Source organism: Streptomyces olivochromogenes (genome assembly GCF_021538895.1).
In the GTDB taxonomy this organism is placed as follows: Bacteria; Actinomycetota; Actinomycetes; order Streptomycetales; family Streptomycetaceae; genus Streptomyces; species Streptomyces olivochromogenes_A.
Map to the genome: position 1 here is coordinate 1 of NZ_JADDRL010000102.1, position 13,928 is coordinate 13,928.

Genomic DNA, 13,928 nt, shown 5'->3' on the forward strand with positions numbered 1-13,928 from the left:
CAACGCAAGCGTCGGCGGGGAGGGGCGCGGTTTGCCGGGATGGCTGTGGAGGAAGCGGGGCCGGTGGTCGTGCCGCAGGAGCCGGAGGCGGCGTTGCCGGCTGGGCGGCGGGTGCCGCGTGGGGCTCGGTTTGCCGGGGTCGGTGAGGCGGCCGAGCCGGTGGAGGCGCGCGGGGAGGCCGTGGACGCGGAGGGGCGGCGGGCTGTCGCGGAGACCGTGGCCGCGCTGGTGCTGCTGCGCGGTGAGGGCCGTACCGGCGAGGCGCACGCCCTGCTCGTCGAGGTGGCGCACTGGCCCGCCGCCCGCCTCCCGGCCCTCGCCGCCGAACTGCAGCGGGCCGGCCTCGGCGCGGACTGGACGACCCTGCTCTGGGAGGCCGCCTCGCTGCCCGCCGACCGCCTGGTCGCCGCGGCCGACGCGCTGGTGGCCGCCGGCCGCGCCGACGACGGGCAGCAGATCCTGCGGCAGGGCGTCGTACGGCCCGCCGAGGAGATCGGCGAAGCCGTGCGCGGGCTCGACGGACAGGGCCGCCGCCGCGAGGTGCGCGCCCTCCTCGACGCGTACGTCCGCGTCCGCACCCCCGAGGAGGCGGCCCGCAGCGCCGCCCCCGACCCGCAGCGCCTCGTCCCGCTCCTGCTGGAGGCCGCCCGGGGCGTCTCCCAGGAGCGCCACTGGGACCTGGTCCACGCGCTCAGAGTCGCCGGATTCACGGCCTGACCGGCCCGGCGACTCACCCACAGGGGTGCGAAACACGATCGACTCAGCGGGTTGACGACGATGGTCTTGGCAAGCCCGTCCAGGAGCCTTACGTTCGTGCCTCTACGGCCTGCGTCTACGGGCGTAGAGGCTCTGACGTCCCGTCGAAGGAGCAGCTCATGGCCAACGTCGTACGTGCCGCCCTGGTCCAGGCCACCTGGACCGGCGACACCGAGTCCATGGTGGCGAAACACGAGGAGCACGCCCGCGAGGCGGCCCGCCGGGGTGCCAAGATCATCGGGTTCCAGGAAGTCTTCAACGCCCCCTACTTCTGTCAGGTCCAGGAGCCGGAGCACTACCGGTGGGCCGAGCCGGTGCCCGACGGGCCGACCGTGCGCCGGATGCGGGACCTCGCCCGCGAGACCGGCATGGTGATCGTCGTCCCGGTCTTCGAGGTCGAGCAGTCCGGCTTCTACTACAACACCGCGGCCGTGATCGACGCGGACGGCTCCTACCTCGGAAAGTACCGCAAGCACCACATCCCGCAGGTCAAGGGCTTCTGGGAGAAGTACTACTTCAAGCCGGGCAACGTCGGCTGGCCGGTGTTCGACACGGCCGTCGGCAAGGTCGGCGTCTACATCTGCTACGACCGGCACTTCCCCGAGGGCTGGCGGCAACTCGGACTCAACGGAGCCCAGTTGGTCTACAACCCGTCCGCCACCTCGCGCGGCCTGTCCGCCTACCTGTGGCAGCTGGAGCAGCCCGCGGCGGCCGTCGCCAACGAGTACTTCGTCGCCGCGATCAACCGCGTGGGCCAGGAGGAGTACGGCGACAACGACTTCTACGGGACGAGCTACTTCGTCGACCCGCGCGGTCGGTTCGTCGGCGAGGTCGCCGACGACAAGGCCGAGGAACTCGTCGTCCGCGACCTCGACTTCGATCTCATCGAGGAGGTCCGGCAACAATGGGCCTTCTACCGTGATCGACGCCCGGACGCGTACGAGGGGCTGGTACGGCCGTGAACGACCTCTTCGCCCGCCATCGCAAGGTCCTGCCCGACTGGCTCGCGCTGTACTACGACAACCCCCTGGAGATCACCCACGGCGAGGGCCGCCACGTATGGGACGCCGACGGCAACCGGTACCTCGACTTCTTCGGCGGCATCCTCACCACGATGACCGCGCACGCGCTGCCCGAGGTGACGAAGGCGGTGACCGAGCAGGCCGGGCGCATCATCCACTCGTCCACGCTCTACCTCAACCGGCCGATGGTCGAACTCGCCGAACGCATCGCCAAGTTGTCCCAGATCCCGGACGCCCGGGTCTTCTTCACCACCTCCGGCACCGAGGCCAATGACACCGCCCTGCTGCTCGCCACTGCCTACCGGCGCAGCAACACGGTCCTGGCGATGCGCAACAGCTACCACGGCCGCTCCTTCAGCGCGGTCGGCATCACCGGCAACCGCGGCTGGTCCCCGACCTCGCTGTCCCCGCTCCAGACGCTGTACGTGCACGGCGGCGTCCGCACCCGCGGCCCGTTCGCCGGCCTGAGCGACGCCGACTTCATCGCGGCCTGCGTCGAGGACCTGCGGGACCTCCTCGGCCACACCCGCCCGCCGGCCGCGCTGATCGCCGAGCCCATCCAGGGCGTCGGCGGCTTCACCTCACCCCCCGACGGGCTGTACGCCGCGTTCCGCGAGGTCCTCCAGGAGCACGGCATCCTGTGGATCGCCGACGAGGTGCAGACCGGCTGGGGCCGCACCGGCGACCACTTCTGGGGCTGGCAGGCGCACGACCGCAGCGGCCCGCCCGACATGCTCACCTTCGCCAAGGGCATCGGCAACGGCTCCTCCATCGGCGGCGTCGTCGCCACGGCCGAGATCATGAACTGCCTGGACGCCAACAGCATTTCGACATTCGGCGGGACCCAGCTCACCATGGCGGCGGGCCTGGCGAACCTCTCGTACCTCCTGGAACACGACCTCCAGGGCAACGCCCGGCGCGTCGGCGGGCTGCTCATCGAGCGGCTGCGGGCCGTCGCCGCGCAGCTAGACGGCGTACGGGAGGTGCGCGGGCGCGGACTGATGATCGGCATCGAGCTGGTGAAACCCGGCACCGACGAGGCCGATCCGCAGGCGGCCTCCGCGGTCCTGGAGGCGGCCCGCGAGGGCGGACTGCTCATCGGCAAGGGCGGCGGCCACAACACCAGCGCCCTGCGCATCGCACCCCCGCTGACCCTGACCGTCGCCGAGGCCGAGGAGGGCGCCGCCGTCCTCGAACGCGCTCTGCGGGGCGCCGTCCAGTAGCAGCAAACAGTTGTGCAGGGCGAGTGAGCCGAAGGGGCGCGCCTGTGTCGAGAGGCCGAGCGCGCGGAGGCCCGGAGGGCTGAGCACGGTCGGTCTCTCGACACAGGCTTCCAGCGCCCCGGAGGCGAACCGAGCCACAAAAGAAGGAAGAACGTCATGACCGCCTTGGAGTCCCTGGAACCCGTTCTGTCGGTTCGGCAGGTCCTCGCCCTGGAACGGGTGCTGGCCGGGGAGCCCGAGGTGGTGGCCGGGGCCGGGCAGTTGGACCGGCCGGTGCGCTGGGTGCATGTCGCCGAGGCCGCCGACGTCGGCGTGATGCTCATCGGCGGCGAGATGGTGCTCACCACCGGGGTGCTGCTCGCCGGCGACGAGGTCAAGCAGGCCGAGTACATCCAGTCCCTGCACCGCGCGGAGGCCGCGGCCGTCGTCCTGGGCCTGGGCCGGGCGTTCCCCTCGCCGCCCGACGTGATGCGCCGGGCCGCCGAGCGGTGCGGGCTGCCCCTGGTCGTCCTGCACCGGCCGTTCCCCTTCGCCGAGTTGACGGAGGAGGTCCAGTCCCGGCTGGTGCGGCGCAAGTTCGCCGCGGTCAGCCTGTCGGAGCAGGTGCGGACCGCGCTCACCGGCCTCATCACCGCCGGCGCCCCGCTGCAGCGGCTGCTCGACGAGATCGCCCAGCACAGCGCCTGCCCCGTCGTCGTCACCAACCTCGCCCACCGCGTCCTGGCCACCGCGGGGGAGCGGTCCGCGGTGGACGACGTGCTGCGCGACTGGGAACGCATCGCCCGGCAGGCCGGCGGCAGCGAGGGCGACGGCTGGATCCGGGCCGAACTGAGCGGGCGCGGCGAGCGGTGGGGGTGGATCGTGCTGTGCGGCCACCGGGGCGACACGGCCACCGGGCGGCTGCTCGCCGACCGCGCCGCCGAGGCCCTCGTGCTGCACCGGATGCTCGGTGGCGGCTCCGCCCACACCTGGGAGGAGCAGTCGGCGCAGAGTCTGCTGACCGACCTGGTCTCCGGTGTCGTACCGGCCAGGCAACTGCTGCCCCGGGCGCGGGCGGCCGGGCTGCCGGTCAACCGGCGGACCTTCGTGCCGCTGGTCGTCCGGGACCGGGAGCCCGCCCAACTCGACCGCGTCCTGCGCATGCTGGGGCTCCCGGGGCTCGTCGCCGAACTCGCCGACGGGGCCACCGCGGTGCTGCTCAGCCTCGCCCGGGACCAGGACGCGCCGGCCCTCACGGACCACTTCGCGACGCGGCTGCGCGCCGAGTCCGGGGTGGCCCGTACCGTCGTCGCATCGGCCGGCCCCCGCATCTCCTGGGACGACGTGCCCGCCGGGCTGCGCGAGGCCCAGCACGTCGCCGACGCCGTCGCCGACTCCTCGGCCGCCCTGGAGCTGCCGCCCGTCGTGCGTCTCAGGGACGTCCATCTGCGCGGTCTGGTGCGGCTGTTGCGGGACGACCCGCATGTGCAGTCCTTCGCGGAGCGGGAGTTGGACGGGCTGCTGTGCGCGGCCGACGAGGACCTGCTGTCCGTACTGCGCACCTTCCTCGCCACCGGCCGCAACAAGTCCCGCACCGCCCAGCTCCACCACGTCTCCCGGCCCGCGCTCTACCGCCGTCTTGAGGTCATACAGACGCGGCTGGGCGTCGACCTCGACGACTTCGAACAGGCCGCCTCGGTGCACATCGCTCTCCTCGCGCACGACGCGCAACAGCAGTGAAACAACGAACGACCTGGGAAAACGGCGGTGAAACATGGGCCCACGCGAACGTGACAGCGTGGCACGCCGCACGCCCTCAGACGTGACACGCTGCCACTCAATCCGGTCCCGGGGACTTTCTAGGCTCACCGCACACCGAGCGACCGGAGGTCCCGATGAGCAGAGTGATCCGTGCCGCCCTCTTCCAGACCGCCTGGACCGGCGACAAGGAGTCGATGATCCAGGTCCACGAGCAGGCGGCCCGCGACGCGGCCGCGCAGGGCGCTCAAGTGCTGTGCTTCCAGGAGCTGTTCTACGGACCGTACTTCTGCCAGGTCCAGGACAAGGCGTTCTACGAGTACGCCGAGGCGATTCCCGAGGGCCCGATCGTCCGTCGCTTCCAGGCGCTGGCCCGGGAACTGGGCCTCGTCATGATCCTGCCGATGTACGAGGAGGAGCAGCCCGGCGTCCTCTACAACACCGCCGCCGTCCTCGACGCGGACGGCTCGTACCTCGGCAAGTACCGCAAGCACCACATCCCCCAAGTGCCCGGATTCTGGGAGAAGTTCTACTTCCGCCCCGGCAACGCGGGCTGGCCGGTGTTCGAGACGGCGGTCGGCAGGATCGGCGTGTACATCTGCTACGACCGGCACTTCCCCGAGGGCTGGCGCGCGCTGGGGCTCGCCGGCGCCGAGATCGTCTTCAACCCCTCGGCCACCTCGCGCGGACTGTCCCGCTACCTGTGGCAGCTGGAGCAGCCGGCGGCGGCCGCGGCCAACGAGTACTTCGTCGGCGCGATCAACCGGGTCGGTGTGGAGGACCTGGGCGACAACGACTTCTACGGGACCTCGTACTTCGTGGACCCGGAGGCCCAGTTCGTCGGCGAGGTGGCCTCCGACAAGGAGACCGAACTCGTCGTCCGCGACCTGGACCTGGCCAAGCTGCGCGAGGTCCGCGACCGCTGGCAGTTCTTCCGCGACCGCCGCCCCGACGCGTACGGCCCGCTGACGGCTCCGTAGCAGCGAACGGCGCGCCCCGCGCCCGAGGGGCGCGGGGCGGCGCCGAGCACGCGGCTCCCGCCGCGTGGGGGCGACCAGCCACGTCGGACCCGCACGTGACCACGAAGGAGAGGACCCCATGACCGGCCGCACAGTGATCCGCGGCGGACTCGTCATCACCGCGTCCGACGAGATCCACGCAGACGTCCTGATCGAGGACGGCCGTATCGCCGCCCTCGCCGCCTCCGGCACCCCGGCCGCCGAGGCCTTCACCGCCGAGAAGGTCATAGACGCCACCGGGAAGTACGTGATCCCGGGCGGAGTCGACGCCCACACCCACATGGAGCTGCCGTTCGGCGGCACCTTCGCCTCCGACACCTTCGAGACCGGCACCCGCGCCGCCGCCTGGGGCGGCACGACCACGATCATCGACTTCGCCGTGCAGAGCGTCGGCCACACCCTGCGCGAGGGACTGGACGCCTGGCACGCCAAGGCCGAGGGCAACTGCGCCGTCGACTACGGCTTCCACATGATCGTCTCCGACGTGAACCAGGACACGCTCAAGGAAATGGACCTGCTCGTTGAGGAGGGCGTCACCTCCTTCAAGCAGTTCATGGCCTACCCCGGCGTCTTCTACAGCGACGACGGCCAGATCCTGCGCGCCATGCAGCGCTCCGCCGAGAACGGCGGCCTGATCATGATGCACGCGGAGAACGGGATCGCGATCGACGTCCTGGTCGAGCAGGCGCTGGCCCGCGGTGAGACCGACCCCCGCTACCACGGCGAGGTCCGCAAGGCCCTGCTGGAGGCCGAGGCCACCCATCGCGCGATCAGGCTCGCCCAGGTCGCGGGCGCACCCCTGTACGTCGTGCACGTCTCGGCGATGGAGGCGGTGGCCGAGCTGGCCAGGGCGCGCGACGAGGGCCTGAACGTCTTCGGCGAGACCTGCCCGCAGTATCTGTTCCTGTCCACCGACAACCTCGCCGAACCGGACTTCGAGGGCTCGAAGTACGTGTGCAGCACCCCGCTGCGGCCCAAGGAGCACCAGGCCAGGCTCTGGCAGGGGCTGAGGACCAACGACCTCCAGGTCGTCTCCACCGACCACTGCCCCTTCTGCTTCGTGGGCCAGAAGGAACTCGGCCGCGGCGACTTCTCCAAGATCCCCAACGGCCTGCCCGGCGTCGAGAACCGGATGGACCTGCTGCACCAGGCCGTCGTCGACGGACACATCTCGCGCCGCCGCTGGATCGAGATCGCCTGCGCCACCCCGGCGCGGATGTTCGGCCTGTACCCGAAGAAGGGCACGATCACGCCGGGCGCCGACGCCGACGTCGTCATCTACGACCCGCACGCCGAGCAGGTCGTGTCCGCCGAGACGCACCACATGAACGTCGACTACTCGGCGTACGAGGGCAAGCGCCTCACCGGCCGCGTCGAGACCGTGCTCTCGCGCGGCGAACTCGTCATCACCGAGCGGGAGTACACCGGACACGCCGGCCACGGCGTCTACACCCCGCGCTCCACCTGTCAGTACCTCAACTAGGAGTCGCGCCCATGGACTTCGGACTCGTCCTGCAGACCGACCCGCCGGCCTCCCGCGTCGTCAGCCTGATGAAACGGGCCGAACACAACGGCTTCACCTACGGCTGGACCTTCGACTCCGCCGTGCTCTGGCAGGAGCCGTTCGTCATCTACAGCCAGATCCTCGCCAACACCGAGAAGCTCACGGTCGGCCCGATGGTCACCAACCCCGGCACCCGCACCTGGGAGGTCACCGCCTCCACCTTCGCCACCCTCAACGACATGTTCGGCAACCGCACGGTGTGCGGCATCGGCCGCGGCGACTCCGCGATGCGCGTGGCCGGCCGCAAGCCCAACACCCTGGCCCGCATCAGCGAGGCCATGAAGGTGATCCGGGCCCTGGGACGGGGCGAGTCGGCCGACCTCGGCGGCGGCACGGTCGTCAAGTTCCCGTGGATCAAGCCGGGCGCCGAACTCCCGGTCTGGATGGCCGCGTACGGACCCAAGGCCCTCAAGATGACCGGCGAGGAGGCCGACGGCTTCATCCTCCAGCTCGCCGACCTCTACCTCACCGAGTACATGGTCAAGGCCGTGAAGGACGCGGCCGTCGCGGCGGGCCGCGACCCCTCCGAGGTGAAGATCTGCGTCGCCGCGCCCGCCTATGTCACCGAGGACGACTCGCCCGAGGCCCTCGGCCACGCGCGCGACCAGTGCCGGTGGTTCGGCGGGATGGTCGGCAACCACGTCGCCGACCTCGTCTCCAAGTACGGCGCGCACTCCGCCGCAGTCCCCGAGGAGCTCACCGACTACATCAAGGCCCGGCAGGGGTACGACTACTCCCACCACGGGCGCAGCGGAAACCCCGACACCGAGTTCGTGCCCGACGAGATCGTCGACCGGTTCTGTCTGATCGGACCGGCCGAGAAGCACATCGAGAAGCTCGGCGCCCTGCGCGAGCTGGGCGTCGACCAGTTCGCCCTCTACGACATGCACGACGCGCAGGAAGCCGTCATCGACGCGTACGGGACGACGATCATCCCGGCCGTCAACGGCTGAACCACCCCTGAAGTGAACTCCCCCTTCCCACCGTCCGGGGAAGGGGGCCCAGGACGCTCCCCATCGGTCTTCTTCGGGCCGCCCACGCCCCGAGGAGCGCACCCCCCATCGGCGAAACCCGCACGGCCTTTCCTCCCCGACCCACCTCATTGATTGGCCTGCCCATGACCGACACCGCTCCCACAGCCATACCGCCGACCTCCCAAGTCACCCGCGCCGACGGCCGGGTGGAGATCGCTCCTGGTTCGCCGCAGCCCAGCGGCCCGTACGCCAACGCGGACCTGCTCCCGGTCCCCGTCGAGAAGCGCACCTGGACCACGTACAACTTCTCGGCCCTGTGGGTCGGCATGGCCCACAACACGGCCTCCTGGACCCTGGCCTCCGGTCTCATCGCCGTCGGCATGGACTGGAAGCAGGCGGTGTTCACCATCGCCCTGGCCAACCTGATCGTGCTGGTCCCGATGCTGCTCACCGGGCACGCGGGACCGAAGTACGGCATCCCCTTCCCGGTCTTCGCCCGCGCCAGCTTCGGCGTGCGCGGCGCCAACCTGCCCGCCGTCGTACGGGCGTTGGTGGCGTGCGGCTGGTTCGGCATCCAGACCTGGATCGGCGGCGAGGCCATCTACTTCCTCGCCGGGAAGCTCATCGGCGACAGCTGGACCGACGCCTCCAAGGTCGGCGGCTACGCCTGGACGATGTGGCTCTCCTTCGCGCTCTTCTGGGCCATCCAGGTCGCCATCATCTACCGGGGCATGGACACCATCCGCCGCTTCGAGAACTGGGCGGCGCCCTTCGTCCTCGTCGGCGCGTTCGTGATGCTGTGGTGGATGAGCGACAAGGCCGGAGGCCTCGGCCCGCTGTTCGACCAGCCGTCCAAGCTGGGCTGGGGAGGCGACTTCTGGAAGCTGTTCTGGCCCTCCCTCATGGGAATGATCGGCTTCTGGTCCACGCTCAGCCTGAACATCCCCGACTTCACCCGCTACGGCAGAAGCCAGAAGGCCCAGACGTGGGGCCAGGCCCTCGGCCTGCCGACCACGATGACCCTCTTCGCCTTCCTGTCCGTGCTGGTGACCTCCGGCTCGCAGGCGGTGTACGGCAAGCCGATCTGGGACCCGGTACAACTGGCCGCCCAGACCGACAACGTGGTGGGCCTGCTGTACGCGCTGGTGACCGTGCTGGTGGCCACGCTCTCCGTGAACATCGCCGCCAACCTGGTCTCGCCGGCCTTCGACTTCTCCAACATCGCGCCCCGCAGGATCAGTTTCCGCACCGGCGCGCTGGCCACCTGCGTCCTCGGCGTGCTGATCTTCCCGTGGAAGCTGTACTCCGACCCGCAGGGCTACATCTTCACCTGGCTCGGCCTGGTCGGCGGCCTGCTCGGCACAGTCGCGGGCATCCTCATCGCCGACTACTGGATCCTGCGCCGCACCCGCCTCGACCTCGCCGACCTGTACCGCACGGGCGGCCGCTACTGGTACGAGGGCGGCTGGAACTGGCGGGCGGTCGTGGCCTTCGTGGCGGGCGGTGTGCTGGCCGTCGGCGGCGCCAGCTTCAAACCGCTGATCGACGGCAGGCCCATCCCGGCGCTGTCCTCCCTCGCCGACTACGGCTGGGCGGTGGGCCTGGGCACGTCCCTGGTGCTGTACCTGGCGCTGATGACGCTGACCGGGAAGAGGCCGGCCGTCGCCTGACGGCGGCCGGCCGCGGCACGGAGGACGGTCACCCGGTGTGGCCGTTCTCCAGCGCCGCCACCGCGTCCTTGGCCGCCTTGATGGCGCCCTTGTTGATCACGTCCGAGTCGGGCGCCTTCTTCGTCTCGAAGTCGCTGCCGTTGAAGGTGACGATCACGAGCGCGTTGGAGGAACGGACGATCACCACGCCCTCGCGGGTCTGCTGCTTGTCCTCGGTGCTCAGGTTCACCACGGAGTAGCCGGAGTTGCCGACGCCCGGAACTTCCCCTCCGCCGCTCTTGTCCGCGATGCGCGCCTTGTACTCCTTCTCGGCCGCCTGGTCCGAGGGGGTGATCTCGTAGGAGACGTCGAGCCAGCGGTAGTCGTACCCCTTGAGTGCGTTCCAGGAGCAGGTGCGGCGCAGCTTCGTGTCCGTCGAGGGGATCTCCTTGCCGGCCGTCTTGGCGCCGGGCACCAGTGACTTGACGGTCGTCCCCGTGACGCCCGCGCAGGGCGCCGGCGGCGCGGCGTACGTCTTCGACACCGCCGTCGACGACGGTGCGGAGGCGGACTGGGAGGGCGTCTTCGGGGACGGCTCGTGCTCGGCGGTCGGAGCCGCGGAGAACGGGCCGGACGACATCGCCCAGCCGGCAGCGGCGAGCACGACGACCGGCGACAGGCGCGCGGTCAGGGCGAGCGGCAGAGGAAGATCACGCACGGCGCACTTCTCTGTGGGGGAGGGGGTGCGGAGGGAGTCCACACTGCGGACGGGACGCCAGTGTCACACGAGTCCCTGTGGGGCGGAAGTGTCAACTCGCTCCGTGCCCGCGCGGTGACGGTGGAGCGCCAACGGCGGGCTGTGTGTCCCTTTATGTCCGGGCTCCCACCCGGACCGTTCGGCTTTCGTCCGGGTCCGGCGGGACCAGCGCGGTGCGGTGGGCGGCGATTTCGCGTACGGCCAGTCGCAACTGCCGTACGGCGCACCGGGGTTCATCCGCCGGCCGGCCGGCGGAGGCCAGGTTCCCGCGGCCCTGAACCGGGATCCCGCCCCCGCCGCGCGTCGCCGCGCATCGGCGCACAGCCTTCGGGTACGTACGATCACGAGCCACCGCCGCGCAGCGAGGAGCCCCCGTGTTCACCACCCGGCCCACCCTCCAGGGCACCTTCGGCATGGTGTCCTCCACCCACTGGCTGGCCTCGCAGACGGCGATGGCCGTCCTGGAGGACGGCGGCAACGCCTATGACGCCGCGGTCGCGGGCGCGTTCGTGCTGCACGTCGTCGAGCCGCACCTGAACGGGCCGGCCGGCGAGGTGCCGATCCTGCTCGCCCCGGCGGGCGGCGAGGTGCGCGTGCTGTGCGGGCAGGGCGTGGCACCGGCGGCGGCGACGGTCGCGCACTACCGGGGGCTCGGCCTGGACCTCGTCCCCGGCACCGGGCCCCTGGCGGCCGCGGTCCCGGGCGCCTTCGACGCCTGGATGCTGCTGCTGCGCGACCACGGCACGAAATCCCTCCCCGACGTCCTGAAGTACGCCGTCGGATACGCCGAGCACGGCCACGCGCCCGTGGAGAACGTCGGCGCGACCGTGGAGAGCGTACGGAAGCTGTTCGAGACGGAGTGGACCTCGTCGGCGGAGGTCTACCTGCCCGGCGGGAAGCCGCCCCGGCCCGGCGTCCTGTTCCGCAACCCCGCGCTCGCCGCGACCTGGAAGCGGCTGCTCGCCGAGACCGAGGGCGCGGGGGACCGGGAGGCGCGGATCGAGGCGGCGCGGGAGGTGTGGCGCGCCGGCTTCGTCGCCGAGGCGCTGGTACGGCAGTCCGGGCGGCCCACCCTGGACACCAGCGGCGAGCACCGCACCGGCACGCTCACCGCCGCCGACCTGGCCGGCTGGTCCGCGACCTACGAGGCGCCCGCGACGTACGACTGGAACGGCTGGACCCTGTGCAAGGCCGGCCCCTGGAGCCAGGGCCCGGTCCTCCTCCAGCAGCTCGCGCTGCTCCCGCCCGAGCTGCCCCCGTACGGCTCCGCGGACTACGTCCACCTGCTGATCGAGGGCTGCAAGCTCGCCATGGCCGACCGCGAGGCCTGGTACGGCGACGCCGCCGAGGTGCCGCTCGCGGAACTGCTCTCGGACGCCTACAACGCCGGACGGCGGGGGCTCGTCGGTGCCACGGCGTCGTACGAGCTGCGGCCCGGCAGCCCCGGCGGACGCGCGCCCCGGCTGAGCGCGCACGCGCGCGTGCCGGCCGCCGCCGACCCCGGCTTCGACCCGATGGGCACCGGCGAGCCGACCGTCGCGCGGCTCGCCCGGATGCCCGGCGAGCCGGAGGTCGACGCCGACGGAGCCACCCGGGGCGACACCTGCCACCTCGACGTCGTCGACCGCTGGGGCAACATGATCGCGGCCACGCCCAGCGGCGGCTGGCTCCAGTCCAACCCCGTCGTGCCCGAGCTCGGCTTCCCCCTTGGCACCCGGCTCCAGATGGCCTGGCTGGAGGAGGGTCTGCCCAATTCGCTCACCCCCGGGCGCCGCCCCCGTACCACCCTGACCCCGTCGATCGCGCTGCGCGACGGGACCCCGGTCCTGGCGTTCGGCACGCCCGGCGGGGACCAGCAGGACCAGTGGCAGCTGCACTTCCTCCTGGCGCTCGCGCTGCGCCCCCCGGTCCGTGGCGGGCTCGACCTCCAGGGCGCCGTCGACGCGCCGAACTGGCACAACGACAGCTTCCCCGGCTCCTTCCACCCGCGCGGGTGGCGGCCCGGAAGCGTCACCGTCGAATCCCGCGTCGCCCCCGAGGTCGTCGTGGAGCTGCGGCGACGCGGCCACGACGTCACGGTCGGCCCCGGCTGGTCCGAAGGGCGGCTGTGCGCGGTGGCCCGCGACCCGAAGACGGGCATCCTGTCGGCCGCGGCGAACCCGCGCGGCATGCAGGGATACGCGGTCGGCCGCTGACCCCGCCGGACGATCACCGGCGCCGGTTGTTCGCCCGGATTCCACCTTTCGTACACCCCGCGGGCGTGGGTTGTCAGTGGGGCGTGCTCTCATGGGGTGCGTGATGGACTACATGGAAACCACCGACGAGTTTCTCGCTCGACACGCATCCGACGTGGTGGAAGCGGTGCACAAGGCCGCCGCCACCGAAATCCTGCCCCGCTTCCGTCGGCTCGCCGAGGACGAGGTCGACCAGAAGAGCGGCCCGCACGACCTGGTGACGGACGCCGACCGCCTGGCGGAGAAATTCCTCACCGAGGCACTCGTCGCCCTGCTGCCCGGCTCCGTCGTGGTCGGCGAGGAGGCGGTGCACGCCGACCCGGCCACCTACGAGGCGATCCAGGGCGACGCGCCGGTGTGGATCGTCGACCCGGTCGACGGCACCCGCCAGTTCGTGCACGGCGACCCCGGCTTCTGCACGCTGGTCGCGCTCGCCCACCGCGGCGTCCTGCTGGCCTCCTGGACGTACGCGCCGGTCCTCGACCAGCTCGCCACGGCCGTACGGGGCCAGGGCGCCTTCCTCAACGGCGAGCGGCTCCTCGCGGGCCCGCCCGCCCCCGGCCGGGACCTGGTCGTGGCCACCTCCCACCCGGACTACACCACCGACGAGCAAAAGCGCGCGCTCCTCGGCCTGCGCACCGACGGCATCGCCCCGCGCCCCTGCGGCTCGGCCGGCCTGGAGTACCTCGCCGTCGCCCGCGGCGCGCTGGACGCCACCGCGTTCTCCTGGGAAGCCGCCTGGGACCACGCGGCGGGCCTCCTGCTCGTCGAGGAGGCCGGCGGCGCCCACCTGACCCTCACCGGCGAACCCTTCCGTATCACCGGCGGCAACGCCCTGCCGTTCACGGCGGCACGGGACGCGGCCACGGCGCGCCGCGTGCACGAACTCCTGCGCGCGGCGGGCTGATTCGGGGCCGGTCCGCCCCCTGAATCCACCCGCGCCGCCTGAGCTGTCGTACCCCCGGCATATCCTGAACCCGAGTGGCCATCGGC

General features: G+C 71.7%; 10 protein-coding genes and 1 pseudogene. 10 read left to right on the forward strand and 1 reads right to left on the reverse strand.

Features of this window, described 5'->3' with window-relative positions:
• The 8 genes and pseudogenes from IPZ69_RS35855 to IPZ69_RS35890 all read left to right on the forward strand — a co-directional run.
• Positions 1-717, forward strand: a pseudogene (locus IPZ69_RS35855) (hypothetical protein); the annotation flags it as partial.
• Between the two features lie 158 nt (positions 718-875).
• Complete coding sequence (locus IPZ69_RS35860; protein WP_235458873.1) at positions 876-1,718, forward strand: nitrilase-related carbon-nitrogen hydrolase; 843 nt, start codon at positions 876-878, stop codon at positions 1,716-1,718.
• Positions 1,715-3,001, forward strand: coding sequence for an aspartate aminotransferase family protein (locus tag IPZ69_RS35865; protein WP_235458874.1), 1,287 nt, complete (start codon positions 1,715-1,717; stop codon positions 2,999-3,001). Before IPZ69_RS35860 ends, IPZ69_RS35865 begins: the two co-directional genes overlap by 4 nt.
• A 156-nt stretch (positions 3,002-3,157) precedes the next feature.
• Positions 3,158-4,720, forward strand: coding sequence for a PucR family transcriptional regulator (locus IPZ69_RS35870; RefSeq protein WP_235458875.1), 1,563 nt, complete (start codon positions 3,158-3,160; stop codon positions 4,718-4,720).
• Positions 4,721-4,875: 155 nt separating this feature from the next.
• Positions 4,876-5,718 carry a nitrilase-related carbon-nitrogen hydrolase gene (locus IPZ69_RS35875; RefSeq protein WP_235458876.1) on the forward strand — a complete coding sequence of 281 codons (843 nt, stop codon included), beginning with the start codon at positions 4,876-4,878 and terminating at the stop codon, positions 5,716-5,718.
• A gap of 118 nt (positions 5,719-5,836) precedes the next feature.
• The gene (gene hydA / locus IPZ69_RS35880; RefSeq protein WP_235458877.1) at positions 5,837-7,240 is read left to right on the forward strand and encodes a dihydropyrimidinase; all 1,404 of its coding nucleotides are present in this window, start codon (positions 5,837-5,839) and stop codon (positions 7,238-7,240) included.
• Between the two features lie 11 nt (positions 7,241-7,251).
• Positions 7,252-8,274, forward strand: coding sequence for a TIGR03842 family LLM class F420-dependent oxidoreductase (locus IPZ69_RS35885; protein WP_235458878.1), 1,023 nt, complete (start codon positions 7,252-7,254; stop codon positions 8,272-8,274).
• 164 nt (positions 8,275-8,438) lie between these two features.
• Positions 8,439-9,965 carry an NCS1 family nucleobase:cation symporter-1 gene (locus IPZ69_RS35890; RefSeq protein ID WP_235458879.1) on the forward strand — a complete coding sequence of 509 codons (1,527 nt, stop codon included), beginning with the start codon at positions 8,439-8,441 and terminating at the stop codon, positions 9,963-9,965.
• A 28-nt stretch (positions 9,966-9,993) separates the two neighbouring features.
• On the opposite strand, the gene IPZ69_RS35895 is transcribed toward IPZ69_RS35890, so the two are convergent.
• Complete coding sequence (locus IPZ69_RS35895) at positions 9,994-10,662, reverse strand: hypothetical protein (protein WP_235458880.1); 669 nt, start codon at positions 10,660-10,662, stop codon at positions 9,994-9,996.
• A gap of 413 nt (positions 10,663-11,075) precedes the next feature.
• Between IPZ69_RS35895 and IPZ69_RS35900 the strand changes: the two genes are divergently transcribed.
• Together IPZ69_RS35900 and IPZ69_RS35905 are read left to right on the forward strand one after the other, a co-directional pair.
• A complete protein-coding gene (locus IPZ69_RS35900) occupies positions 11,076-12,896 on the forward strand; it encodes a gamma-glutamyltransferase family protein (RefSeq protein WP_235458881.1) in 1,821 nt (606 codons plus the stop codon).
• A gap of 103 nt (positions 12,897-12,999) precedes the next feature.
• Entirely contained in the window at positions 13,000-13,842 is an 843-nt protein-coding gene (locus tag IPZ69_RS35905) for an inositol monophosphatase family protein (RefSeq protein WP_268835472.1), read from the forward strand.
• The last annotated feature ends 86 nt before the right edge of the window (positions 13,843-13,928 follow it).